We start from the raw sequence: 26296 nt of genomic DNA, 5'->3' as shown, positions 1-26296 counted from the left end.
GACGTGTCGATAACAGCGTTCATCAACATAGCTAAGGAATACAGCATGGCACATTTACGTTTAGGTGATACCGCACCCAATTTTGACGCGGCAACCACAGAGGGTGATATTAATTTTCATGAGTGGGCAGGTGACAACTGGGTCGTTTTTTTCTCGCATCCAGCAGATTTTACGCCAGTATGTACCACTGAGCTTGGGCGTGCAGCCGCATTGAACGGCGAGTTTCAAAAGCGCAATGTGAAGCCGATTTGTATTTCTGTCGATAGTCTAGAAGATCATAAGTCTTGGGCAAGTGATATCGGTGAGACGCAAGGGACAGATATGAACTTCCCAATCATCGCTGACCCTAATAAGGAAGTCGCTGAATTATATGACATGATGCATCCTAATGCAGACAGTACGCACACAGTACGTAGTGTGTTTATCATCGATCCGAACAAGAAGGTGCGCCTAACACTGACATATCCTGCGAGCTGTGGTCGTAACTTTGATGAAATCATCCGCGTTATTGATGCATTGCAATTGTCTGACGAATACAATATCGCCACGCCAGTAGATTGGAAAGAGGGTGATGACGTGATCATTCCACCAAGCGTCAAGAACGAAGATATTGCTGCCAACTATCCAAAAGGTCATAAAGAAATCAAGCCGTACTTGCGTACGACACCTGCACCAAACAAATAATTAGCTTGGTTGCATAGATATGATTAAATAGAGCCTCATGACTCAATGTCGTGGGGCTTTTTATATTTTGACTCATGAGCAATAAGCCTTTGCCATGAGGGTCAGAGTAGGCTATAACTGTGGTATAAAGCATCAATAGATTGGTACTCAGTACTACCACGATCATAATAAAGCGTATTAACGCTAAGCTGTTGTTCAATCATTATTACAAGGAATTTACTATGAAAAAACTATACGTTACTCGTACCGCACCCAATCCGCGCAAAGCACTTATTTTATTGGCTTCAAAAGGCATCGATGTCGATGATATGGATGACATTGATGTGATTGATATTGACTTTGCTGCAAACGAGCAGATGTCAGAAGCCTTTACTCAAATGAACCCAATGCAGACCGTACCCGTCTTAACACTAGATGACGGTACCGTGCTCAATGACTCACAGGCAGTTTGCGAGTATTTAGATCGCGTTTATGGAGAGCGTTCGGTCATGGGTAATGACGTGGTGCAGCGTGCCCAAGTGTGCTCTATGCGCCGTGTTGCTGAGTTCGAGGTGATGTACAATTTGATGCTAGCATTCCAGCACAGTCACCCGTCCAAAGCACAGCGTGTTGAACAGGTGCCAGAGTTCGTCGCGCCATCGATTGCTCGAGCTATCAAGGCAATGGGGTATTTTGAGACAATTTTGGAGGGTCGTGAGTATCTAGTAGGTGAGCAACTGAGCTTTGCAGATATCGTGCTTTATCTAAGCCTAGACTTTGGTAAAGTGCTTAAGATTAATCCTAATGAGCAAGGTGAAAACCTAGCACGCTTTTATCAAAAGATGAATGAGCGTTTTAGTATTAAAAATATAGCCAAAAACAAGTCTGCATGAACCAACGTTAAAATTTAGGTATTCAAAGATCTATTAGCCTGAGAACCAAATTTAACCTGAGAAACAAATGCATTTTAAGTAATATCAAGGATAGCTGATATTTATTGGCTGTCCTTTTTTTCGTAATACTTATGGCATCAAACAACAATAGATTTAAATAATAATAAAAATCAACATTTCATTACATAAGGCAATATCCCTCAGTCTATAGTGGTCAATCTAAATTGATTATAATAATCTCATTCCACATGATCATTTAATAAAAGCCAGTATGAAAACCAGACATAGAAAAAAGTGATACACGCTTACTACGAGGTATGAAATATGGTAGGTAGAGCAAAAAAACCAACAACGATAATATTTTTATTGCCTAGTGTGTTGGCAATAAGTTTGATGCTAAGTGCTTGTCAAAAAGAAACAACAACTAGCGAAGAGAGTGCATCAGATAGCACTGAAGTCAACGACGCATTAGATTCGGTAGCGAGCGAAAACCTGACGTCCAATGTGAGCCCTACATCAGACCCAGTCAGATCAACTATGTCTAATGCTGAAGCGCAGCTGATTGACACCTTATCTCGTCATCGTTGGACACTTGATAGTGTCACTGATGCGAACCATCAATCTGTGACCGAGTTTGCGAATATTAATAGCCAAGTTACCCTAGTGTTCAATGAGCATCAAGGACAGAACACGCTCAGTTATAGTGTTGGTTGCAATACAATTAGCGCCGCCTACCAACTACAAGGACATACGCTGACTATAGATGAAGGTATGAGCACCAAAATGTCTTGTAGCGAACTCGATAGCGCCGAAAATACTTTGAATACACTGATGCTAGGTAACAGTGAGTTAAAGGTGACTCAGAGCGATAGCCCAGTGTTGACACAGTTTACCAGTGATAATGCCACCTTGGTCTGGAGCGGTAGACTCACCCCTCAAGCGAAATACAACAGCAAGGGTGAGGCAGTGTTTTGGGCAGTAAATGCTAAAAAAGTAGACTGTGAAATGAATAATGATAAACAGTGTTTACAAATCAAGCCGGTCACCTACGATAACCAAGGCATAAAAACTCACGAAGGAAAGTGGAGAGTATTTTCTGGAGAGATTGATGGCTACCATCACGATGGCACGCATGAGGAGGTACTACGCTTACAGCGTTATCAGCTAGGTACCAGTGAGCTACTAATGAACGATGAGCCACTAGAGAGTGACACGAATGATGACGCCTATGCTTATGTGTTAGACGCTGTTATCGAAAGCTCAGTTGCAGAATAACTCAATACAATGTAATCCATTAACCCATCTGAACATTTCAAAACAAATAGGCATTTTAAACGTCGACAGCTATGAGATGTCGATAGCTATTAGATATCGAAAGTTAGGATGAAAATAGGCAATAAAAACACGCACCATTGGACGCGTGTTTTTATTGCCTATTTTATGCTTGAGTATCTATTTGTGTCAGTGTTTAATGACTTTAACAGCACTTATCTTAACAGCGCTTATTTGTTCTAACGTAAGTTACCCAAGTCTTCTTCGGTTAGACGCCAGCGCCCTTTTTTCTTAGAGCCGCCACGGCCTCTCATGGAGCTGTTTGATAGTATTTTATTCATAGAGTGACTTGAATGCGCATGACAAATAGCGCAGGCAAGACCGTCAGCAGCATCTTGTTGTGGTACCACCTCTAACTTCAGTATTCGGCAGACCATCTCTTGCACTTGCTCTTTTGCCGCCGCGCCATAGCCACATACCGATTGTTTGATCTGCCGAGCAGTATATTCTGATACTTCTAGATCCAGTGCGACCATCGCTGCAATCGCGGCACCTCGTGCTTGTCCCAGTTTGAGCGCAGAATCTGGGTTTTCTGCCATAAATACCTGTTCGATAGCGGTGTAAATGGGTTCGTCTGCATATTTCAAATGATGCTGTGTGATACGAGTCAATCCATTAAAAATACGTTTGAGACGCTCAGGCATCTCCTTAGTATCTGTGCGAATCGTACCTGCATCGATATAGGTGAGTTTATCACCCGTTTGCTGGACTATCCCATAACCGGTCATACGTGACCCTGGATCAATCCCAATAATAATTGCCATAGTATTCCGTCTTGCTTACATTTTGTTTTATGGCTTAAAAATGAGCCGTAAGTTTGATAGTATAGCAACCAATCCCCATATACATCATATGTTAGCCATTTTAATTTACATGGCACTCAATTTATTGGTTTTTATTTTATAGGACGACACTTTATGGGTCAGATAGTTGGTATAGCCATCGTTTGGTTTATTATCGAGATGCTACTGTGGTATTTGCTTGCTCAATTTATGAGCGGCTGGTGGGTGTTCATGTGGTTTATTGTTGCAGCGGTTATCGGTATTTCTCTTGTGCGTAAAGGTATGGCTTCTCTAAACCCAATGGCCCAGCAAATGAAAGCGGGTGGCATGATGAACCCTGCAATGCGTCCGCCAGAGTCTACGATGATCAAAAGTATTGCTATGGCAGCAGCGGGTATCTTATTGCTGATTCCAGGCGTATTAAGCGATTTGCTTGCGCTACTGGTTGTACTACCACCTGTACAAAAGAAGCTTAAAGACGTGGCTAACAACTATGTCATGAATAATCAGCAAAAAATGATGGAAATGATGGCAAAGCAGATGGGTGGTCAAATGGGCGGCGGACAAAACCCATTTGGCGGCATGGGTGGTCAAAACCCATTCGGTGGAGCAGGTGGTATGAACAATCAAAATCCATTTGGTCAGCAACAGCAAAACCCATTTGGTGATGTGTTCAAACAACATACAACGGTTGATGGCACTGCCAAGAATGTTCCTAAAGATGTGAAAAAAATCACTAAATCTGCTAATGATGAGTAACGGCTATCCAGTCATTCATCCAACATAAAAAAAGCCCCTTTCGCTAATGGCGAAAGGGGCTTTTTAGTGGCAGTAAAAACACCTAATATAATATAAAGGATGCGTTTACAGACCGAATGAAACAACCGAAGTGCCGCTGTAAGATGGTGACCCATGAACCGTGAAGTTCAGGGCGGATGCGTCATCATCTCTGCAGGTTTCCTGATACACCGCAAGCGGTGCAGGCATACACAATGAGACAATAGGTACCACATCCTGGTAAAGCATTATCGGCTCAGGGAATAAACATCTACTAGCCAACACTTCAGAATAGATTCATCTTAACTAATGAAATGAGTGATTGCAAGTGTGAGTTACAGATTGATACTCAGTATCGTTGGTTACATGACTGGTATGGGTTTGCTTACAAATATGATGGTATAAAAACGATACAAAACCATTCATTTATTAGTAAAAAATTGTCAGTTTTTCAGCTATTTTAAGATTTGTGTTAATATAGAGAGCTTTCAATACCTTAACACAGCATGATAGGCGTTCATTCACTCGAGGAGCGGTAATATATGACCAATACCCAGCAAGCATCAGAATCTATTGATGACAATCAGGCGCAGCTTAATAGTAAGCAAGATGGCGCACCGAATAAAAAAACGCCGCATGTTTTAATGATATTAGACGGCTTTGGTCATCGCGAAGACGATAAAGACAATGCCATTGCTGCGGCCAATATGCCAAATCTAGACAAAATATACCAACAGTATCCTCATGGACTCATCTCCGCTTCAGGAGAAGACGTAGGCTTACCAGATGGGCAATTTGGTAACTCAGAGGTTGGCCATATGAATCTGGGTGCTGGTCGTGTGCTTTATCAGGATTCAACACGTATCTCAAATGAACTTGCCAATCGTGAGTTTTACAAAAACGAAGCGCTCGTTAATGCAGTCAAAGCCGCCAACGAGCGCGGTGGCAATGTCCATATTATGGGCCTGCTTTCTGATGGCGGTGTTCACTCTCATCAGGATCATATCGAAGGCATGTGCCATTCGGCACTGGTTCACGGCGCCAAAAATGTCTTTATTCATTGCTTTTTAGATGGCCGTGATACGCCGCCTAAGTCTGCTGACAAGTATATCAATCGCTTGCGTGACTATATCAACAAGCTCAACGCCCACTATGAAGGTGGACATGTACAGATTGCTAGCATTATCGGTCGCTACTACGCAATGGACCGCGACAATCGCTGGGATCGCGTACAAAAAGCCTATGAGCTGATCACAGAAGGTAAAGCTGAGCGCCTATCGACCAGAGCAGATGGTGCTGTCCAAGCCGCCTATAAAGCGCGCGAGACTGATGAGTTCATTAGCCCCACGACGGTGATTGGACGTGACGAAGTGCCTTATACGGTCGAAGACAATGATGCACTAATCTTTATGAATTTCCGTGCTGACCGCGCTCGCGAACTTGCACAAGCGTTTGTTCTGCCAGATCACGAGTTTTCTGGATTTGCTCGTCAAAAACAACCGAAGCTTTCGGCATTTGTGATGCTAACGAAGTACTCAGATATTTTGGCCAATAATACAAAAACTAGTATTGCCTATTATCCAACATCTTTGGCCAATACATTGGGAGAGTACTTACAGGATCAAGAGAAGACGCAGCTACGTATTGCAGAAACTGAGAAGTACGCACACGTCACGTTTTTCTTTAGCGGTGGTCGCGAAGAAGAGTACGACGGTGAGACCCGTATTTTAGTACCGTCTCCCGATGTCGCGACTTATGATCTAAAGCCTGAGATGAGTGCGCCTGAAGTCACTGATAAGCTGGTAGAAGCGATTGAATCTGGCAAATACGATGTGCTAGTCGTGAATTATGCCAATGGTGACATGGTTGGGCACACTGGTATCTTCGATGCTGCGGTAAAAGCAGTAGAGGCATTAGATGTGTGTGTTGGACGTATTGAGTCAGCAGTGCGTGCGGCTGGTGGCGACATGCTTATCACTGCCGATCATGGCAACTGTGAGCAAATGCAAGACTACGAGAGTGGTCAAGTGCATACTCAGCATACGACAGAGCATGTACCACTGATCTACGTAGGCACACAAAAGCTGCAAGTACGCCATGGCGGTAAGCTTAGTGATGTGGCACCGACTATTTTGGCATTGATGAATGTCGATGCACCTGCTGAGATGACTGGTGAGAGTCTATTGGTTTCAGCATCGTAAGTCGGTTGCCTCAAGTTATCCGTACATTGGATAACTTGTAGAAAATAGTTAATTAGATTAATGATATAAACTAGAAAAGGGAAAGGTATTTATTATCTCTCCCTTTTTTTGTGACGTATTTTGTCCCATGATTTGCAAAACTGCTCTAGTCCGAGAGAGGCTTTTGGTGTTAACTTATACGGTAATACATAACAATAATGTCATACATTCTATTATTTAAATGAGTTTCTTATGCCTTCTATTTCTCTTATGCGTTCATCTTTGTCCAAACAATTGGGAAAAAAGGCGCTTAGATCATCAATCGCAAATAGTAATCTCAAGCCTAGTCACCTCAAACATAAATCTCTCAATTCTGTAGATCCTAAACGCTTATTAGTACTGGGTTTGCTAGGGTGGTGTGTTGCCAATACGAGTGCGCAAGCAGCAGACCCAACTGATGCATCCACCCCGAGTCCTACAGCGAGTCTACAACTGATCAGTTTGAATGCAGATACCGTAGCGTCTGAAGATGATATTGATATGTTAGCAGCTGCTGATGAGTCAGATGATTCGATAGACAGCGTCCCAGATGAAAGTGCGTTAATGGATGATACCGATAGCATTGACACAAGCATTCCACCAGAAGTCCAGCAAGTATCGTTAAATGCGATTTCTCCTGAGACGCTAAAAACCTTTGTGGCTGTCGTAGACTTGGTACGTCGTCAGTACATCGATGCGGTCAATGATGAGGAGCTATTCAACAACGCGATGAGCGGTATGTTGACCAAGCTTGATAGCCATGCTGAGTTTTTAGATGCTGAAGCCTACGAAAACTTACGTGCTTTTACAGAGGGTGACGTCGGCGATATTGGTATCAAAGTGACCTACCAAGCAGATGCAGGATACTGGGTTGTGACAGACGTTATCGATGACTCGCCTGCTGACAAAAAAGGAATCGCCGTTGGTGATTACCTGCATCAGATTGATGAGTTCAAGCTTGATGAGAATAGGAAAAGCAACGATATTGATCAGCTGCTAACAGGCATTGCTGGTACACAAGTAGATATCATTACGTCTAAGGCAGGTCGCCGCAAGCACACCACAACGTTACAGCGCAATAATAGCCACCCCCAAGTTATTCAAACAAAACTCGTCGACGGTATGGCAGTTATTAAACTGCCTGCCTTCCAAAACAATAGCCGTGAAAAGCTGTTGGAAGGTTTGATTGATTTGAACGCGCCTATCTCAGGAGTATTGTTGGATATGCGCGACAATCCAGGTGGGGTGCTCACATCAGCGGTGAGCGTTGCCAGTTTATTTATGAGTGATACTGATGTCGTACAAGTACAGGCACGCCAAGACCAATCACGCGTACTACCGACACAAGGGAATGCGTTACTCAAACCTTTGCCTATGGTTGTACTACAAAACCGCTACTCCGCATCCGCAGCTGAGGTATTAGCCAGTAGCTTACAGGCGCAAAAACGGGCGACTATCGTCGGTGAAGTAAGCTATGGTAAAGGGTCTGTACAATCTGTTATACCACTCAACGATGAGCAAGCAGTGAAATTAACGGTAGCTAACTATATGACAGCATCAGGCAGGCAAATAGATGGCATTGGAGTTGAGCCTGACGTTTCCCTATCAGGTAATGAGAGTACTTGGGAGCAGCAGGCACTAAGCTTGTTAAAAGCCCGTGCACTTGATTCTGGCATTCGTTTTGTTCGAAAGGCTACGATACAGTAGCCTTTCGTTGACTAGTAACTAAAAATTTAGCTGTTACCTAACAACATATCGTAATACAACGTGTCATTTTCAATAAAGCAACTTTAATACTTAGATAAACTAATCAGACTGGTCTTCTGCTATTTCTAGTTTTTTCATGCGATACCGCAATGAGCGAAAAGTGGTTCCTAACAGTTCTGCTGCTTGGGTTTTATTCCAACCAGTCTGCTTAAGTGCTGTGATAATCAACTGTCTTTCTTGCTCTTGTAGGTAATGCTCTAAGCCCTGAGGTGGCAACTGCCCATCAAGGGGTTCTTGAGCGCTTGTGTTACTGCTATTGTCTAGCTGGGTAGTATGCGTGAGCGATGCTGTCTTATTAATATCCGTTTGCTCATCCGTATCCGTTTGAGTGGCTGATGGTGCTACTTGGTTAGGTGTTGATTGTATCACCGACGAATAATGCTGAATATTAGTACGATAAGGATGTAGATTCGTTGTTTCTGGCTTGGTCTGTATAGCGGTTACCTCAACGCTAGACTGCGAGGTCCGCTCATGGTTTTCTGCTACTTGGGATATCGATTGAGCAGTTGGTTGCGACTTGCTTTGAACATCTACATGTTGGTAAGCGCTTTGATTGTCGTTCTGGTTGGTGTTTTCGCCGTGAGATTGTGTGTCTTCAAGGTTTTGCTCAAGCTCAGGAAGACCCAAGTGATAGGTGTCAATCTCTGAGGTCTCAGCCAAGGTCACTGCACGCTCAAGTAAGTTGCGAAGCTCACGAACGTTACCAGCAAAATCGTGACGTTGCAGACGCGCGCAAGCATCACGTGTCAGTGATGGCGGGGTATCTAGTTGCCATTCTTCAGAGATTAGTGCCAAAAAATGTTCTGCCAAAACAGGGATATCATCACGGCGAGCATTGAGCGTTGGTAGCTTGAGTTCGATCACATTGATACGATAGTATAAATCTTGTCGAAACGCGCCATCTGTCACCAACTGACTCAAATCTTTGTGAGTGGCGGACAATATACGGATATCAACAGGGACTTCTTTGGTATCACCAATGGCTCTGACCGTTTTCTCTTGAATAGCCCGCAGTAGTTTCACTTGCATGGCCAATGGTAAGTCTGCCACCTCATCTAAGAATAACGTGCCACCATTTGCTTGCTGAAACAGACCTTGTTTATCGGCAACTGCTCCTGTAAAGCTTCCTTTTTTGTGACCAAAAAACTCTGATTCCATTAGCTCAGAAGGAATAGCGCCGCAGTTCACTGGTACAAAGCTACCATCACGTCGTGGGCTTAAGTCATGAATCAGTCTAGCGACAACCTCTTTACCTGTACCTGACGCACCAGACAAAAATACGGGCGCCTGTGACCGTGCCAACTTTAAAATAGTATTTTTGAGAGGATGCATCACAGCAGAGTTGCCAATCAGCCTAGTGTCTAATAGTTTTTGTTCAGGCGAGCACTCAGGTGTGGTTTGTGCTTCATTATCTTGATGAATAACTTTCAGGGCATTTTCGACCAACTGACGTAGACGTGGCAGCTCAAGTGGCTTATTCACAAAATCAAAAGCACCGATTTTCAATGCTTCAATCGCTAGATCCATACTGCCATGAGCGGTAATCACCGCAATGGGAGTGTTGGAGCTATTGCTAACTTCTTTTACCAACTCTAATCCTGAGCCGTCAGGAAGCTTTAAATCAGTCAGACAAAAATCATAATCATTGTCCTGCCAGTAGGATCTTGCTTGCGCCAACGTATAAGCAACATCACTTTTGATGCCCATCTTGGTTAAAGTGATTTGCATTAATCGGCATAGATCCACTTCATCATCAACGACCAGCGCTTTTGTTGTCATACATTATCTCATTGTGTTTAATGGCTACAAAATATTAATAGCTAGGGCCAGATAGGGTAGCGCTTTTTGTAAAAGAGTATGTCAATCATACCTGGCTTCTATAATGATCAATATTGACTACTCAAGAATTACAAATAGACAAGGTTTTGATCTAAAGCGATGCTAATAGAGGTTTTCTTCAACAGCTTGAAAATTATGATCAGAGTCAATAGCGGGTATAATTAAACGAAAGCATGTTTTTTCGTGTTCAGCAATATATAGCAAGCGTGCCTGATTGGCCTCACAAAAAGCTTGTGACAAATACAATCCTAGACCAGTCCCTGTTTTGTCTGTTGTAAAAAATGGGTTAAACAAATGTTTTAGATCTTCATTGCTTACACCATTACCGTCATCTAATACATCGATTATAACATCGTTGTCGGCGTAGTAAATTTCAATTTCCACATAAGCATGAGGGTGGCTATAGCTACTATAACGTAAGCCATTATTGATCAAGTTTATCAATATTTGCTCTAATTGATGAGGATCAAATTGGATAGTAGGTTGGGTTTTTACCCGTAGAAAAATGTCGTGTCCTTTGAAGTAGTTTTCTAAAAATGCGGGCATCCATTCAGCCAATACAATTGATTGCTGAGAAGCGGCTTGTTGGCGCGACAGTTTTAAAATATCTTCGATGATACGGTTCACCCGTTTCGTTTGTGAAAATATCATTTTATAGAGCTCATGATTGCCCGCCATATCCACATTTGGTGCACTGGCCAATAGACTTTCATCTGTCTCAAACTCAGTAAAATCTTCCATTAAGAGCTGGCTGGCTTGTGAGATAGCAGCGAGAGGATTTCTGATCTCATGTGCGATACTGGCTGTCAGCTGACCCAATGATGCCAGTTTCAATTGCTGTGCGCTGGCTTGTTCACGGCGTAAGTCTTCTAAAATAATTAATTTACTGTCATCTTTTAGTGGAATGATTTGTACACGCAGCTTACCAAATATCGAAGCATTGGCTACCTCAGGCACATCATAAGTAAACGTACGCGATTGTCCTGTAGCCACTGATAAGCAGGCTTTGATTAGCTGAGTATGTTGTCTGCTCAGTTGCTGTTCAAAGTTGGACAAAACGGCATGGCTACGGTCATCTCCTGTAGCCATCAAGGTTTTATGTGCTTGTATTGAAGGGCTCTGTGCAATACTGAGCAATTGGTGAGCTGCAAGGTTTGCAAGGACAATATGCTGTCTGTCGATGACGATAACCCCGTTGACCATTTGCGTGATGACTTCTTGATTGATCACATTAAGTCGTTCGACTTCTTTGGCATGGGTTGCAGCTACTTTTTCAAGTTGCACCAAACGCTGAGAGATGGACCAACTCAAACCGCCCACTGCCAAAAAGCTGGCTGACATCAGTAACGCATCACCCAAGTTAGCTAAGCTCATACTATTGGCAATGGCATAGAAAAACTGTTGGTAAATGACAAAAATAATAGCCAGTAGGGTAATGACTAGGGCTTGAGAGCCGTGGAGTAGCATGAAACTGGCGGCAACGACGACCATGTATAGCATGGTCAGCTGTAAATCAGGCTCCCCTGCGGTATAGAGCAATAGACTCAATATAATAACGTCGAGCACCAGACCAAATGCGAGCTGCCGGCGCATCTGTTTGTTCACCACATAAAACAGGCCCAGCAAAATCAAACTCAGCATCACATAAAAACTCAATGCGGTTTGCTGCAAGAAGCTGGGGAGAGAGTCGTTGTTATCAGCTCGAGCAGCGATATATAGCATCAGCATAGAAAATATGCTGACGATAAAACGATAACTGCTATAAATGATGCCCAACCTACGCAATTGCGGCAGAGGAATCGTATCATCTTGATGGATGTAGCGTGTGATGGCAGAGACAAGTCTGGTAGCAGGTTTCATAAATTGACCATTACAAAAAAGAGGTGCTGAGTAGCTTAGGGTTGAATCAAACCATGGCGAATGGCAAGGTGGGTCAATTTCACATCACTATCAACCCCGACTTTCTCGTAGATACGGTAGCGATAAGTGTTGATGGTTTTGACACTGACAAATAATTGATCAGCAATTTGCTGAGGGCTTTGGCAATTGACGACCATCATGGCGACTTGTTTTTCTCTATCACTTAATAACTCAAAAGGTGAAGTAGCATTATCAGACAACAAAACATCGGCCAATTGCTCAGCAACATCTTGACTGAAATAACGACCTCCTTGATAGATTTTTTTGACAGCGCGTATCATCTCGTCAAGCGGAGTGCCTTTTGTGATATAGCCATTTACGCCAGCTTTTATCAACATTGAAGGATAAGGCTGGGCTGACATGCTACTCACTGCCAAAATCTTAATACCCATATCGAGCTGAATAAGGCGTTTGGTGGCCTCAAGCCCGCCGATATTTGGCATATTGACATCTAGCAATACCACATCAGGACGTAGCTGCTTGGCCTGTTTTATCGCCATATCTCCGCTGTCTGCTTCACCCACTACTTCGATATCGGGGCTGTCTGATAACATGCGACTAATACCCATCCGCACCAAATCATGATCATCCACCACCAATACTTTAATCATAACCATACTCTTTGTTGTTTGTCAGAATGAATTTTTTATAAGAATGAGATCGTAGGAAAAACGAAACTGTTGTGAGGTATATTTTGTTTCCGAATATAAAAAACATTGATAATGCACCACGTAAATGTCAGTACTTAGTCCGTTTGAAAGTTATCAGTTAATATAGAAAGGTATCAAGAATCATAGCATTCTAAGTTAAGTTATATTTCTATATTGTGAATCAATGTTTCCACAATATAAACTGGTTGTGTCAAAGTTTGAATGGAGTCAAAAAAAACCACTAAATCAGTTTGATAGATTAAACTTAAATGTAAACCATGATACACTAAAAATACAAAAGCTCTATGTGAGTACTTACAAACACATCTACAAACGCTACGTACGTTTTTGGCGTCAGACAGTATGTAACTGGCGTGATAGCGACAGCAGGAGGCATAATGAAGCAACTACCATTAACCAAACAGCAATTGATCGCTGCTATGATTTCATTGAGTTTGGGCAGTGTTGCACAAGCCGCACTTACAATTAATGGTAGCACTGAGACGACCTCTAGTGCCCGTATGAGTTGGGGCGGTGCTGATAGCCTATCTGAAGCACGCAACATTATGTATAAGTCTAACAGCTCAGCCATCAAAAAAGTCGATAATGGTTATGGTACGACCAATATCACGAACACCAATAGCTTTGCGAGCAGTAGCAACACCAATGGCGCTCGTTACAATACAACTTACCGCGGTGCATTTGGTAGCAGCAACATGATCCCAATCAGTACTGACTCGCGCAGTGTTGCGGTAATTGATGCCGAAACTGGCGAATCTATCTACGAAAAAGATGCAGATATTGCGCGCCCTATGGCCAGTATTACAAAAGTAATGACAGCTATGGTAGTGCTGGATGCTGGTCTCGATATGCGCGAAGAGATCACACTTGATCCAGAGGATTTTGTTGGTCCCAAGCGTGCAAGCTCACGTCTAAAATCAGGTGACCGCATGAACCGTGCAGAGCTACTGTTGATGTCTTTGATGAAATCTGAGAACCCAGCGGCAAAAAGCCTAGCGCGTAATTATCCAGGTGGCTACAATTCTTTTATGCGTGCAATGAACCGAAAAGCACAAGATTTGGGTATGAGCACGGCATTTTTTGGGGATCCAACTGGACTTGATAAACGTAATGTTGCTTCCTCAAATGATTTGGTAAAAATGGTACGTGCGGCTGGCAATTACGATGTCATTCGTCGTTTTTCTACAACCAAGAGCTATGACTTCTTTGTCTCGAACTACTCAAGCGGTAACCGTACTTATAGTGCCAACAATACCAGCAGTTTAGTTCGTGCAGGTGATTATCCAATCGGTATTTCAAAAACAGGCTTCATCAATGAAGCTGGGCGCTGCGTTGTAATGGAAACACGTGTTAATAATCGTCCAGCGATTATCGTTATCTTAGGTGCAAACAGCTCAGCGACACGTTGGGGAGATGCCAAGAACATCCTAAATAGCTTAGCAACACGCCGTACGGTATAAAGCGTTTATTTTGAATACATAAAGGGCTGTTATTTTACATAACGGCCTTTTTATTGTGTTGTGTTTAAGAATAATAAATCAAGGATGTTTACTATGAGTCAATCACCATCATCTCAATCTATTATGCCACCGAAGCTCTACTTGCTGACCAATGATGATAAGTTTGGTCTGTTGTACCAAAAGCTAGAGGCAGCGCTATCGACAAATTTGATTGGGCTATTACAGATTCGCCGCAAGCAAATTGCCAGCTTACCAAATGGTGATGCGATGCTCTATAAGGAAGCAAAGCAAATTGTCGAGTTGGCTAACATATATGAGGTCCCAGTCGTCATTAATGATGACATTGAACTGGCAGTAAAGCTTGGCGTCGGTGTGCATCTGGGTCAAACAGATGGAAAGATTAGTGATGCCTTGCAAGTTCTAGCACCATCCCAAATCATTGGACGTACCTGCCACGGTGATATAGAACTCATCAAAGAAGCGAAAAAGAACGGAGCAAGCTATGCGGCAATGGGTGCGGTGTTTGCCTCTACCACTAAACCAAACGCGAACATTGTCTCACGTCAGCAGCTAATTGAAGGATGTCAGCAGGGCATACCGATATGTGTCATAGGTGGATTGACTGCAGAAAACATCTCAGAACTGGCAGATATACCTATTGCTCTTGTGGCAGTAGTGGACGATATCATGGGGTTACCAGTAGATAAGGTTGCCGAGCGTTGTTATGAATGGCAGCAGGCACTTTCTAAGTAGAAAATACCTGCTTAGAAGGAAAACACCTACTTGATAAAATGCTTTAAAAAATAGATATAAAGAGCTGAGTAACTATTCGGCATGTTCCATACATAAAGTAGCGTAGGGCAGTGCTTCTAATCGTTGCTCTTCGATTTGCTCTCCGCACACTTCACATTCGCCATAAGTACCGTTTTCGATACGACTCAATGCATTTTCAACGTAAATGAGACTTTGGCGTGCTTCGCCCATTAGATTCTTGCGCATATCGTTCTGACGATATGAGATGGCTTGATCCTCCCAGTGCTCATTGAGATCATCTTGTGGGTTTTGGATATGATCTTCAATTTTGTCGATGCGAGACTCGTATTCATCTTTTAACTTTAATAAGTTTTGTTTTGCATTGTCTAAATCAATACTCATAATGCTCTCCTAAAAGGTTATTGTTATTGTCAACGCTCCTATCATAAAGACCCTGACTGCTGAGTACCACCACGAAATGTTACTGTTTATTGAATCGGCTCAACGCTAGTAGATGCAATCGATTCGTTGAAATAGACGTCTAAAAATAATAGCTCGCTATATCAACATTACGCAGGTTTTTGTAGCGTTGCTTGCGAGCCTATGATAGAAAACTGGTAGAATATATCGCCGCTGATTTCTATCTGCTTATCCAGTCCAATAAAATAAATGGGTAAACAGCCTGAGCGTTTAGCGATAAAGACATAAATAATAAGCATGCAAAGCGATAATCCAAATCGTTGAGTACATATAATGGCTCATAGTTAGAAAGACTATTGGTCTTATTAATAATGATAGCAGTCGTAAATTAACAAATATGTTGATATATAGGAGCAGGCAATGAATTTTTTGCGTATGAGTGAGCTGAACTTAACGGACAAAGTAGTACTGATCCGAGAGGATTTAAACGTCCCTATCAAAGACGGTAAGGTTACAAGTGATGCCCGCTTACAAGCAAGTTTACCCACTATCGAGATGGCGTTAGAGAAGGGCGCTGCTGTGATTGTATGCTCACATCTAGGACGTCCAACAGAAGGCAATCCTGAGACCATCTACTCATTGGCACCAGTTGCTGATTATTTGACAGACAAACTGGGCTCGAAAATATCGACGCCAGTACGCCTTAATAGTGACTACCTAATGCAAGGTACCGCAGCAAAACCTGGCGAAGTTGTACTACTAGAAAACGTACGCTTTAACGATGGTGAAAAGAAAAACGATACGACTTTAGCCAAGAAGTATGCTGATTTGTGCGATGTTTTTGTCATGGATGCCTTTGGTACCGCGCACCGTGCACAGGCATCAACAGAAGGGGTTACCCAAGCGATGCGTCAAGCAGGTAAAAGCGTTTGCGCAGGACCTTTGCTGGCAGCTGAATTAGACGCCTTAAGTCAAGCGCTTGAAACGCCAGCACAACCGATGCTTGCTATTGTTGGTGGATCAAAAGTGTCTACTAAACTAGAAGTACTACATAGCCTAGCTGAAGTGTGTTCGCAAATTATCGTTGGTGGCGGTATTGCCAATACTTTCTTGGCCGCTCAAGGACACAGTGTTGGCGCCTCACTGTACGAGGCAGATTTGCTCGATACTGCGCGTGACATTATGACCAAAACTGAGATCTTGCTACCGGAGCATGTCGTTGTTGCCGATAAAGGCGATATCGATTTTGCTGATTTTACAGGCTCTCTACAGAAAGCTGCAGCAACCATCAAGTCTGTTGATGCAATCGGCGACAATGACATGATATTGGATATCGCACCACAAAGTGCAGAGCAGCTTGCTGATGCCATTATTAATGCAAAGACAATCTTGTGGAATGGTCCGGTAGGTGTTTTTGAAGTCGATGCTTTTGGTCAAGGCACACAAATACTGGCAACTGCCGTAAGAGACAGCGACGGTTTCTCTATAGCTGGTGGCGGTGATACATTGGCGGCTATTGACAAGTACCAAGTTGCTGATGGTGTGAGTTATATGTCGACAGGTGGCGGTGCGTTTTTAGAGTTCGTCGAAGGGAAAGTGCTCCCGGCAGTTGCAGCGCTGCAAACTGATGCCTAAAAAGTTAACGTTACTCAGCAGTTTAGTAACATTAGACGTACAACTAATAGTAGGTATCTAAGGTAGTCTGTGAAAATAATATTTTGACTGTTGTTTTTCTTATTTTTATTTACATAAGTGAGAACGATAGTCATTCATTATCAAGCGGTAATTATTTGTTTATATACTGAAAATTATTATTGCATGTCTCATTCGCACTCTATAAAATAGCGCGACCATGTATCTTGACATGCATTATTTACGAGAGGTTTATTATGTTAAAACGTCATTTGTTACTTGCTAGCGTACTTGCTGGTACTTTCGCAGTTACTGCATGTAGCCAACAAACTGAAGAAAATACTGAAGCTGCTGTTGAGTCAGCTGGTGATGATGCTGCAATGAATGCTGAAGCTGCTGAAGCTGAAACAGACGCTGCTGCTGCCGAAGCCGAAGCTGCTGCACAAAACGCTGGTGATGAAGTTGCTGAAGGCGCTGAAACTGCGGGTGCTGCTGCAACAGACGCTCTAGAAAACACTGGTGATGCTATCGCTGAAGGTACTAACACAGCGGTCGAAAACACTGCTGAAGCTGTTGCTGATGGCGCTAACGCTGTTGCTGACGGTGCTAACGATGTTGCAGTTGATGCAGAACAGCAGTACTAAGCAAAGTAACAAGTACTTTGATGACTGTTTGGATATTATCAGTAACTGATAGATCATCCTTTTAATTAGTCATTGCTTTATAAGCCTCGAAATACTAGAAAAGCCTTGGTGATTGCCAAGGCTTTTTGCGTTGTGCGCTATTAGGATAATGGATAGCGTGACTTAACATATTTGATTTGGTATATGTCACTCAATCTATGCCACCAAGCCTATATGACTCAGAACAAGTATGATAGAAGTGGTTGGCGCAGATGCACTAATCAGACTGACAAATAGTCAGGTAACCGCTACGAAGACAGGACAATTTTTGCTATAATCACCGCGTGATGACCACGCCCAAAATTATTTAGGGTTTTATCATTCTGCATGTCGTCTTATAGGCAGTAGAGTGGTCGTCATTTCTAACATACTATTCAAAATCCAATCAGAGAGCGTCTTATGGCCCTAATATCCTTACGTCAACTTCTAGATCATGCCGCTGAACACAGCTATGGTGTTCCTGCTTTTAACGTTAATAACTTAGAGCAGATGCGTGCAATCATGATGGCTGCGGATGCTTGTGATTCACCTGTCATCGTTCAAGCCAGTGCAGGCGCACGTAACTATGCAGGGTCGGCATTTTTGCGTCATTTGATCATTGCTGCTATCGAAGAGTGGCCACATATCCCGGTGGTAATGCATCAAGACCACGGTATGTCACCAGCTATCTGCCAACGCTCAATTCAGCTTGGCTTCTCATCAGTCATGATGGATGGCTCGCTTGGTGAAGATGGCAAAACGCCAATGGATTACGATTATAATGCTAGCGTTACTCGCGAAGTTGTCAAAATGGCACATGCTTGTGGTGTCTCTGTAGAGGGCGAGATTGGTTGCCTAGGTAGTCTAGAGACTGGTATGGCTGGTGAAGAAGATGGTTCTGGTGCTGAAGGTGTATTAGATCACGAACAGCTATTGACTAGTGCTGACGAAGCTGAGCAGTTTGTAAAAGACACCAATGTCGATGCGTTAGCGATTGCTATCGGTACCAGCCATGGTGCTTACAAATTCACGCGTCCACCGACAGGCGATATTTTGTCTATTGAGCGTGTAAAAGAGATTCATGCGCGTATTCCTAATACTCACCTTGTCATGCATGGTTCTTCATCAGTGCCACAAGAATGGCTAAAAGTCATCAACGAAAACGGCGGTGATATCGGCGAAACTTATGGTGTGCCTGTTGAGCAGATCGTAGAAGCGATCAAACATGGTGTACGTAAAGTCAATATCGATACTGATTTACGTCTGGCATCAACCGGCGCTATCCGTGAGTTCCTTGCGAAAAATCCAAGTGAATTTGATCCACGTAAATATTTCAAAGCGTCTATGGTCGCGATGTCAGACATCTGTACCAATCGTTTTGAAGCGTTTGGTTCAGCAGGTCAAGCGCACAAGATCCGTCCAACTAGCCTTGAAGGTATGGTTGGTTTTTACCAGTAGTAGACTATACTGGTAAAAGGTACGTTTATACAATGAATGGCAGCTGATTTTTATAATCGCTCATACAAGAGGTCGTAAATAATGATTGGATTGATTACTGGACAGGTGCAGTACTTGATGGCGCCGACGGCTTGTATCATGACAACCTCTGGTGTGGGTTATGATATCGAGCTGCCATTGCCGTCGTTTTGTCAACTACAACTCAATGAGCAGGCAAGTATTTGGACGCACTTTCATGTCCGTGAAGATGCGCAACTGCTTTATGGTTTTATTGACCGCAAAGAACGTGATGTTTTTCGTCAACTGATCAAGATCAATGGCGTTGGGGCAAAAATGGCATTGGCAATGCTCTCTGCAATGTCAGCAGCTGAACTTAAAATGCATGTCGAGCAAGAGTCGGAGACGGCCTTGACTCGTATACCAGGTATCGGCAAAAAAACAGCTCAGCGCTTATTAATTGAGCTAAAAGATAAGCTAAAAACTATCGAAGTTGATAATGGTGCGTTTGAGTTGACGCCTCAAGAAACGACGGTTTCTCATGAAGGCAGTATTATCGCTGAGGTAGAGGGTGCGCTGATCAGTCTAGGGTACAAAGAAAAAGAAGCGCAGCTCGCGATAAAAGCAGCCAAGAGTAAAGGGGACGGTTTCTCTGATACTCAAGGTTTGCTAAAAGCCACACTACAGCAACTGTCTGGCTTTTGAGTTATAACAGCTATCAATATAGTATCATTATGCAGTAAATAAATAAGCGACATTGAATGTCGCTTATTTTCGTTTTGGTACCTGTTTAATGATGTTTTGCATGACTTATGCGCAGCGTTTGGTTATGCTATTTATTACCTAATATTTTTAATATAACGATAAATTCTATGATGCAAGATCGCCTAATTAATCCATTAGAAGGTGCCAGTGATGCACCCGATGCCAACATCCGACCAGCACTATTGGCTGAGTATATTGGTCAGCCAGTGGTACGTGAACAGATGGAAGTGTTTATCGGTGCTGCTCGTGGCCGCAATGAAGCGTTGGACCACACCCTTATATTTGGGCCACCAGGATTGGGCAAGACGACCCTCGCCAACATCATTGCCCGTGAGATGGGGGGCAATCTACGCTCTACCTCAGGACCTGTGCTCGAGCGCCCAGGCGATCTGGCAGCCATGCTGACCAATCTAGAGGAAGGCGATGTACTGTTCATCGATGAGATTCATAGATTGAGCTCGGTCATCGAGGAGATACTATATCCAGCAATGGAAGATTTCCAGCTGGATATTATGATTGGTGAGGGGCCTGCGGCGCGTTCTATTAAGCTTGATTTACCGCCATTCACATTGGTGGCAGCAACGACGAGAGCTGGGCTGTTGACCTCACCATTACGTGATCGTTTTGGTATTGTGCAGCGTCTTGAGTTTTATAATATTGCTGATCTTACAACGATTGTCAGTCGAGCAGCGCGCCTCATGCGTGTGCCGATGAGTGAAGATGGGGCGATTGAGATTGCTCGCCGTGCTCGTGGTACGCCGCGGATTGCCAATCGTTTGCTACGCCGAGTGCGTGATTATGCTGAGGTAAAAGGTGATGGCAGCATCAATGGCGCGATTGCAGGTAGTGCGCTAGATATGTTGGCAGTAGATAGACGCGGTCTTGATCATCTAGACAGACGATATATCGAGATTTTGCATGAGCGTTTTGATGGCGGTCCTGCTGGGGTCGAAGCAGTCGCAGCGGCGATGGCTGAAGATCGTGGTACGCTTGAGGACGTGATTGAGCCTTATCTCATTCAACAAGGGTATGTGCTGCGTACCGCTCGTGGACGGGTGCTGACACAGATGGCGATTGATCAAATGTTATAAGCATAGAAATAGAAAAGCGCCTACTTTTGATTGAAAGTAGGCGCTTTTTTCGGCTGTCGCTTTGACTTCAGTATAGGCTATGATTTTTTTAATAATTTTAAAAAATGGGCAGAGCTTCAGGCCATATTTTTCCTGGGTTTAAAATGTTTTTAGGATCGAGCGCTGACTTGATAGCTTGCATCAGCATTAGGCCGCTGCCATGCTCTTGCTGCATGTATTTTTGTTTGCCTTGTCCAATACCATGCTCCCCTGTACAAGTGCCATCCATCTCAATAGCCCGTGTGGCTAGGCGCCCGATAATACCCTCAGCGGTGGCGACTTCATCAGGATTGCCCGCATCGACTAACAACAAGACATGAAAGTTGCCATCACCAACATGACCGACAATAGGTCCAATCATACCAGCGTCTTCAATATCTTTTGCGGTGGCACTCACGCATTCTGCAAGTCGTGAAATAGGCACGCAAGCGTCAGTGGATAACGCACTGGCCTCAGGTCGTAGCGCAGAGCTGGCATGATATGCATTATGTCTTGCTTGCCAGAGACGTTTGCGCTCAGCTTCATTCGTATCCCAAGAAAAATCACGGCCGCCAAATTCTGCGATAATATCACTGAATAGTTGAGCCTGTTCAGCAACGCCTGCTTCTGTGCCATGAAACTCGACAAATAGTGTCGGCGTCTCAGTAAGATTGAGATTGTCATATTGATTACATGCTTTGATTTGCATCGCGTCTAGTAGCTCAATACGCGCGATAGGTAAGCACATCTGGATAGTCAGCATCACTGCCTGACAGGCATCTTCGATGGTTGAGAAGTGACAAATACCGCTACCGATACATTCGCTGATACCAAACAGTTTGAGCGTGATCTCGGTGACAATCCCTAGTGTTCCCTCCGATCCAATCATTAATCGCGTCAGGTCATAGCCTGCAGCAGATTTTTTAGCTCGCGTACCTGTGCGTACGATATCTCCGCTCGCCGTTACTACTTCAAGCGCGAGTACCACATCTTTCATAGTGCCATAACGCACTGCATTGGTACCTGAGGCGCGAGTGGCGACCATACCACCAAGACTGGCATTCGCACCGGGATCTATCGGAAAAAACAGCCCTGTATCACGTAAGTAGTGATTTAACTGCTCACGCGTCACGCCAGGTTGCACCGTCACAGTCAAATCTTCATTATGAACCTGCAAGATAGCATCCATGGCATGCATATCGATGCATAAACCGCCATAGGGTGCATTCAGCTGACCCTCTAACGATGAGCCAATACCAAAAGCGATCACGGGCATCTCATACTGATGACAAATCTCGACCGCTGCTGCGACTTCTTGCTTATCTTGCACCGTTAGTACGGCATCTGGCGGCTGATTGGCCAGCCACGTCATCGTATGGCCATGCTGCTCGCGCACTGTTGAGTTCACACTCAATTGTTTGCCAAAGCGTTCCTGCAGTGCTGCAATAGCCAAGCTATGGTCTGGTTTGAGAGTGTTGTGAGTCTGTGACAATGCTACTGATGACATGATGGATCCTATAAATAATGCGATTATTCAGCCTTAAATTAACATAATCGATATTTATTTGATATCGCTAATAACAGGCATTTGTTCTATTATAATTACATTAGGATACGCCATACAACGACTAAAACAGCTAACAAATAAAACAAGGGTGCAAACCAGCCCACTTGCGTTGCAATACCAATACTGATACCGAATCCAGCCAGTGCCAACCAATCGCGGCGACGGTCATTGAGCATGTCAGCGCGGATCTGCTGAATTTCACGCAATTGACTGTCCTGACGTGATCCTTGTGAGGCAAGGCTTTGTAGACCTTGATCAAGTAGTTTAGGGATATCGGTGGTAGACAGTAGCATTTCAGGCAGCTGCTGACGTAACTGTTGTAGATTACGCATAGGATCTAACTGCTCCTTAATCCAACTGCTCAGGATGGGCTTGGCAAGCGACCAAATATCCAGATCAGGATACAAGTCGCGACCGAGTCCTTCTACATGAACTAAGGTTTTGAGCAATAGCATCAGTTGAGGCGGGATGCTCATATGATGACGACGCGCAATGTCTAAAATCTGCATTAGTACGCCAGCAAAATCGATATCATTGATTGATTTTTGTAGCATAGGGCCCACGGTGCGCTTCATATCACGCATTAGGGCATGCTTGTCAGCATTTGGTGGTATCCAGCCTGCACGGCTAACGATATCGACGACCGCGGTAAAGTTGTTATTCATGACCGCAAGTAGCATTCGTGCCACGATAAGCTGATCGTCTTTTGATAGGGTGCCCATGATGGCGCAATCAAGCCCGATATAGCGTGGTTCATGCCCCAAATCAACTGCTGCCATACCTTCGTGTAGTGTCTGCACAGGCGGTGTCTCAACGAATACATTACCTGGATGCATATCGGCATGAAAAAAGTTATCACGGAACACTTGCGTAAAGAATATCGTTAGACCTTTTTCGGCAAGCGCTGCACGGTCATAACCCAGCTGATCGAATATCTCAACTTGTGAGATGGGCACCCCTTGGATACGCTCCATGACCATCACGTTTTTGGCAGCATCATACACTTCAGGCACATACATCAATGCTGAACCCAAGAAGTTGTTGCGCATTTGCGTGGTATTGTCAGCCTCAAGCGTCAAATCCAGCTCATTGAGCATGACTTGCCGATAGTCTTCGACGATATCAATGATATGTACGGCGCGCGCAGCTTCTATACGGGCAGATGCCCAACTTGCCAGTTCTCGTAGTAATTCAAAATCAGAAACGATCACAGTACGAATATCAGGACGTACGACTTTTACGACGACTTCACGTCCGTCATGCAATGCTGCCGTATGGACTTGTGCAATAGAGGCTGCCGCCAGTGGCTTAATATCAAATCGGGCAAACAAGGTATCGACAGGCTGACCGAGACCATGTTTCGCGTGCTCAATTTGAGCGACAGCAATATCAGCATCAAAAGGCTTAACTTTGTCCTGCAGTTGTACCAATTGAGCGATAATCTCAGGTGGTACCAGATCGCGGCGTGTTGAGAGCAGCTGGCCTAATTTGAGGAATAGTGTACCCATATCTTCAAGCGCGTATTTAATGGCATTTGGCTGGTGCTTCTTGCCCCATGCTGCCGGATGCGTACGAATTAGGCGCATTAACGGTTGTAGCTGCGGCGCTTCCTCGACAGAAAAATGGGTATCGAGGCGATATGTGGCGGCAATACGCCAAAGCTCAAGTAAACGGGCGCGGTGAGATAGTAGCATGGGATAGGGTACTCTGGACAAAAACGAAAATAGGGTAGGCGCTATGTTTTATAGTAAATATGACCAGCAATACTGATTGCTGATCATGGGTTAAATACGCTACTCATAAAACAAACTACTGATGAAATGAGTTGTTGAGGAAACGTGCTTGCTCTTCTTTGATAGCAGCAAGCTTGGCTTGTTCACGTTCGACATCTGCCCGCAGCTTTAAGAGTTGCTGTTTGAGGTCATTGGCTTCAGCGACTTCGACAGGATCAGGTGTGCTATTACCGGCAACGTCGTTGGCCCAATCACTAACATCGTCAAAAGCACGTTTGGCATTGTGACGCCAGGTACCTTTGAGCTGAGAGATGAGAAGATGTAATTGACTGGCCATCGGTTTACCAATCAGTGGCTCAAGCTGACCTGCTACATCGGGATCAAAGCCTGCCACCAGCTGTTTAAGCTGCATTAGTACTTTGTAATCACCAGCGATTGGTAAGTTACCTTCAGCGCCGCGCATCAGATTGAGCAGCTGCGCAGGATTGTCTACAGTGATGGTACAGTCTGGCCGGCTATGACCAAAACGCGCGCGCTCCATACTGGCTCTTTGGCGTTCGCTCATCTGGCCACTTGGCTCAAACACACTTTCAGTCATGACTGGCTCAAAACGCAAGCGTTCATGAGAGAACAGGACATCTAAGTCAATATCAGGCATGCCCATATTGAGACGCAATACTTTACCCGCAAGTGGTGCCAAACCTGCTTTGGTAATCTCGTCACTTGCAATCGCAATATTAATCAGCTTTTCGGCACCAGCCAATAGTAATACAGTTAGCATAAGGCTCTCGCATCGTTAAGTGAGCGCTTGATTAGCGCATAGAATATTAAGTATTGACGTCAGTTCAATAGGGTATTGCCAGTTGTGCTCTACGCCTTAAAGCCGCGGTGCACAGCAACAATACCAGCAGTCAAGTTGTGATAATCACAGTTTTCAAAGCCAGCTTGTTGCATCATTTGCTTTAAGGTCTGCTGATCAGGGTGCATGCGAATTGATTCCGCCAAGTATTGATAGCTCTCAGAATCATTAGCAATCAGCTTGCCCATGACTGGCAGGGCGGTAAACGAATACAAATCATAGGCTTTTGATAATGGCTCAAACACGGGCTTTGAGAATTCCAGAATCAACAAGCGACCGCCTGGTTTTAGCACGCGGTACATGGCTTTTAGCGCTGCGTCTTTGTCTGTGACGTTACGTAGACCAAAGCTAATGGTCACTAGATCAAAGCTTTCATCATCAAATGGTGCCAATGTTTCAGCGTTCGCCAGTACAAAATCAACATTGTTACAGCCAGCATTGATCAGACGTTCACGGCCCACCTCTAACATAGCAGCGTTGATATCTGACAATACAACATGACCGTTTCTACCGACTTCACGGCTAAATACTTTAGCTAAGTCGCCCGTACCGCCAGCGATATCTAATACATGCTGACCCGCACGAACGCCTGATAGACTAATAGCATAGCGCTTCCATAGACGATGAATACCAAATGACATCAAGTCGTTCATGATATCGTATTTTTTGGCGACAGACGTAAAGACATCAGCCACGCGTGCTTGCTTTTCAGCTTTATTGACGGTCTTGTACCCAAAATGCGTTGGCTCGTCGCCATCAGTATCTGGCGTATGCGGATTGTTGATGTCATCGCGTTGGTTAAATAGTGCTTGCTTGATCGTTTGCGCGGTACTGTTGTTAGCGCTACTACTCTTATTGCTGTTTGGCATAGTCGTTTGCTGGCCTTGCGGCGTTCCAGTTGGTAGATCTTGAACTTTGGTAAAGTCATTGTTGCTGTTATGAGCAGCATTGCTGTTATCTGCGTTAGATGCCGCTGTCTGGGCACGCATTATCTGTGCGCTTATCTGCTGGTTATGAG

At 44.1% G+C, this 26296-nt stretch carries 23 protein-coding genes and 1 other RNA gene; 13 read left to right on the top strand and 11 right to left on the bottom strand.

Annotated features, from left to right (window positions below; all coding sequences use genetic code 11):
• Window positions 1–45 precede the first annotated feature (45 nt).
• The 3 genes from AC5JPY_RS03820 (at window position 46) to AC5JPY_RS03810 (ending at window position 2831) form a co-directional block, all read left to right on the top strand.
• Window positions 46–684, top strand: coding sequence for a peroxiredoxin (locus tag AC5JPY_RS03820; protein WP_443526107.1), 639 nt, complete (start codon window positions 46–48; stop codon window positions 682–684).
• 221 nt (window positions 685–905) lie between these two features.
• The gene (locus AC5JPY_RS03815) at window positions 906–1556 is read left to right on the top strand and encodes a glutathione S-transferase family protein (protein ID WP_319050634.1); all 651 of its coding nucleotides are present in this window, start codon (window positions 906–908) and stop codon (window positions 1554–1556) included.
• 324 nt (window positions 1557–1880) lie between these two features.
• The gene (locus tag AC5JPY_RS03810) at window positions 1881–2831 is read left to right on the top strand and encodes an META domain-containing protein (RefSeq protein WP_443526109.1); all 951 of its coding nucleotides are present in this window, start codon (window positions 1881–1883) and stop codon (window positions 2829–2831) included.
• A 236-nt stretch (window positions 2832–3067) separates the two neighbouring features.
• On the opposite strand, the gene ruvC is transcribed toward AC5JPY_RS03810, so the two are convergent.
• Complete coding sequence (gene ruvC / locus AC5JPY_RS03805) at window positions 3068–3652, bottom strand: crossover junction endodeoxyribonuclease RuvC (protein ID WP_443526110.1); 585 nt, start codon at window positions 3650–3652, stop codon at window positions 3068–3070.
• Between the two features lie 153 nt (window positions 3653–3805).
• On the opposite strand from ruvC, the gene AC5JPY_RS03800 reads away from it, so the two are divergent.
• Window positions 3806–4429, top strand: coding sequence for an FxsA family protein (locus AC5JPY_RS03800; protein ID WP_443526112.1), 624 nt, complete (start codon window positions 3806–3808; stop codon window positions 4427–4429).
• Window positions 4430–4547: 118 nt separating this feature from the next.
• On the opposite strand, the gene ssrS is transcribed toward AC5JPY_RS03800, so the two are convergent.
• A non-coding RNA gene (ssrS, locus tag AC5JPY_RS03795) (6S RNA) lies at window positions 4548–4743 on the bottom strand.
• A gap of 246 nt (window positions 4744–4989) precedes the next feature.
• On the opposite strand from ssrS, the gene gpmI reads away from it, so the two are divergent.
• Both gpmI and AC5JPY_RS03785 read left to right on the top strand, forming a co-directional pair.
• Window positions 4990–6648, top strand: coding sequence for a 2,3-bisphosphoglycerate-independent phosphoglycerate mutase (gpmI, locus tag AC5JPY_RS03790; RefSeq protein WP_443526113.1), 1659 nt, complete (start codon window positions 4990–4992; stop codon window positions 6646–6648).
• Window positions 6649–6879: 231 nt separating this feature from the next.
• The gene (locus tag AC5JPY_RS03785) at window positions 6880–8373 is read left to right on the top strand and encodes a S41 family peptidase (RefSeq protein WP_443526114.1); all 1494 of its coding nucleotides are present in this window, start codon (window positions 6880–6882) and stop codon (window positions 8371–8373) included.
• 99 nt (window positions 8374–8472) lie between these two features.
• On the opposite strand, the gene AC5JPY_RS03780 is transcribed toward AC5JPY_RS03785, so the two are convergent.
• From AC5JPY_RS03780 to AC5JPY_RS03770, 3 genes are all read right to left on the bottom strand, one after another.
• On the bottom strand, window positions 8473–10212 hold the full coding sequence (locus AC5JPY_RS03780; RefSeq protein WP_493852144.1) for a sigma 54-interacting transcriptional regulator: 1740 nt from the start codon (window positions 10210–10212) through the stop codon (window positions 8473–8475).
• A 162-nt stretch (window positions 10213–10374) separates the two neighbouring features.
• Complete coding sequence (locus tag AC5JPY_RS03775) at window positions 10375–12132, bottom strand: sensor histidine kinase (protein ID WP_443526117.1); 1758 nt, start codon at window positions 12130–12132, stop codon at window positions 10375–10377.
• A 35-nt stretch (window positions 12133–12167) separates the two neighbouring features.
• Entirely contained in the window at window positions 12168–12803 is a 636-nt protein-coding gene (locus AC5JPY_RS03770; RefSeq protein ID WP_319050626.1) for a response regulator, read from the bottom strand.
• A gap of 437 nt (window positions 12804–13240) precedes the next feature.
• Between AC5JPY_RS03770 and AC5JPY_RS03765 the strand changes: the two genes are divergently transcribed.
• Together AC5JPY_RS03765 and AC5JPY_RS03760 are read left to right on the top strand one after the other, a co-directional pair.
• Window positions 13241–14323, top strand: coding sequence for a serine hydrolase (locus AC5JPY_RS03765; protein ID WP_319050625.1), 1083 nt, complete (start codon window positions 13241–13243; stop codon window positions 14321–14323).
• Between the two features lie 93 nt (window positions 14324–14416).
• A complete protein-coding gene (locus AC5JPY_RS03760) occupies window positions 14417–15076 on the top strand; it encodes a thiamine phosphate synthase (RefSeq protein WP_493852143.1) in 660 nt (219 codons plus the stop codon).
• Window positions 15077–15148: 72 nt separating this feature from the next.
• On the opposite strand, the gene AC5JPY_RS03755 is transcribed toward AC5JPY_RS03760, so the two are convergent.
• Window positions 15149–15478 carry a TraR/DksA family transcriptional regulator gene (locus AC5JPY_RS03755; protein ID WP_443526121.1) on the bottom strand — a complete coding sequence of 110 codons (330 nt, stop codon included), beginning with the start codon at window positions 15476–15478 and terminating at the stop codon, window positions 15149–15151.
• A 167-nt stretch (window positions 15479–15645) separates the two neighbouring features.
• Window positions 15646–15795, bottom strand: coding sequence for a hypothetical protein (locus tag AC5JPY_RS03750; RefSeq protein ID WP_443526123.1), 150 nt, complete (start codon window positions 15793–15795; stop codon window positions 15646–15648).
• A 121-nt stretch (window positions 15796–15916) separates the two neighbouring features.
• Here AC5JPY_RS03750 and AC5JPY_RS03745 point away from each other — a divergent pair, with 121 nt between their 5' ends.
• The 5 genes from AC5JPY_RS03745 to ruvB all read left to right on the top strand — a co-directional run bounded on the left by AC5JPY_RS03745 (window position 15917) and on the right by ruvB (window position 21101).
• Entirely contained in the window at window positions 15917–17131 is a 1215-nt protein-coding gene (locus AC5JPY_RS03745; protein ID WP_443526125.1) for a phosphoglycerate kinase, read from the top strand.
• A gap of 254 nt (window positions 17132–17385) precedes the next feature.
• Window positions 17386–17772 (top strand): hypothetical protein, encoded by a 387-nt coding sequence (locus AC5JPY_RS03740; protein ID WP_443526127.1) that lies wholly within the window; start codon window positions 17386–17388, stop codon window positions 17770–17772.
• A gap of 438 nt (window positions 17773–18210) precedes the next feature.
• Window positions 18211–19248: a class II fructose-bisphosphate aldolase gene (fba, locus tag AC5JPY_RS03735; RefSeq protein WP_443526129.1), complete on the top strand. Its 1038-nt coding sequence runs from the start codon at window positions 18211–18213 to the stop codon at window positions 19246–19248.
• Between the two features lie 81 nt (window positions 19249–19329).
• Complete coding sequence (gene ruvA, locus AC5JPY_RS03730) at window positions 19330–19950, top strand: Holliday junction branch migration protein RuvA (protein WP_319050617.1); 621 nt, start codon at window positions 19330–19332, stop codon at window positions 19948–19950.
• A 170-nt stretch (window positions 19951–20120) separates the two neighbouring features.
• Window positions 20121–21101 carry a Holliday junction branch migration DNA helicase RuvB gene (gene ruvB / locus AC5JPY_RS03725; protein ID WP_319050670.1) on the top strand — a complete coding sequence of 327 codons (981 nt, stop codon included), beginning with the start codon at window positions 20121–20123 and terminating at the stop codon, window positions 21099–21101.
• A gap of 97 nt (window positions 21102–21198) precedes the next feature.
• On the opposite strand, the gene AC5JPY_RS03720 is transcribed toward ruvB, so the two are convergent.
• The 4 genes from AC5JPY_RS03720 to ubiE form a co-directional block, all read right to left on the bottom strand.
• The gene (locus AC5JPY_RS03720; protein WP_443526130.1) at window positions 21199–22626 is read right to left on the bottom strand and encodes an FAD-binding oxidoreductase; all 1428 of its coding nucleotides are present in this window, start codon (window positions 22624–22626) and stop codon (window positions 21199–21201) included.
• Between the two features lie 95 nt (window positions 22627–22721).
• Window positions 22722–24380, bottom strand: coding sequence for an ABC1 kinase family protein (locus AC5JPY_RS03715; RefSeq protein WP_443526132.1), 1659 nt, complete (start codon window positions 24378–24380; stop codon window positions 22722–22724).
• A gap of 115 nt (window positions 24381–24495) precedes the next feature.
• Window positions 24496–25200, bottom strand: coding sequence for a ubiquinone biosynthesis accessory factor UbiJ (locus AC5JPY_RS03710; protein WP_443526134.1), 705 nt, complete (start codon window positions 25198–25200; stop codon window positions 24496–24498).
• Window positions 25201–25289: 89 nt separating this feature from the next.
• On the bottom strand, window positions 25290–26267 hold the full coding sequence (gene ubiE, locus AC5JPY_RS03705) for a bifunctional demethylmenaquinone methyltransferase/2-methoxy-6-polyprenyl-1,4-benzoquinol methylase UbiE (protein ID WP_443526401.1): 978 nt from the start codon (window positions 26265–26267) through the stop codon (window positions 25290–25292).
• Window positions 26268–26296 lie beyond the last annotated feature (29 nt).

This window comes from Psychrobacter sp. H27 (assembly GCF_059072655.1).
This window is presented reverse-complemented; position numbering and strand designations above follow the sequence as displayed.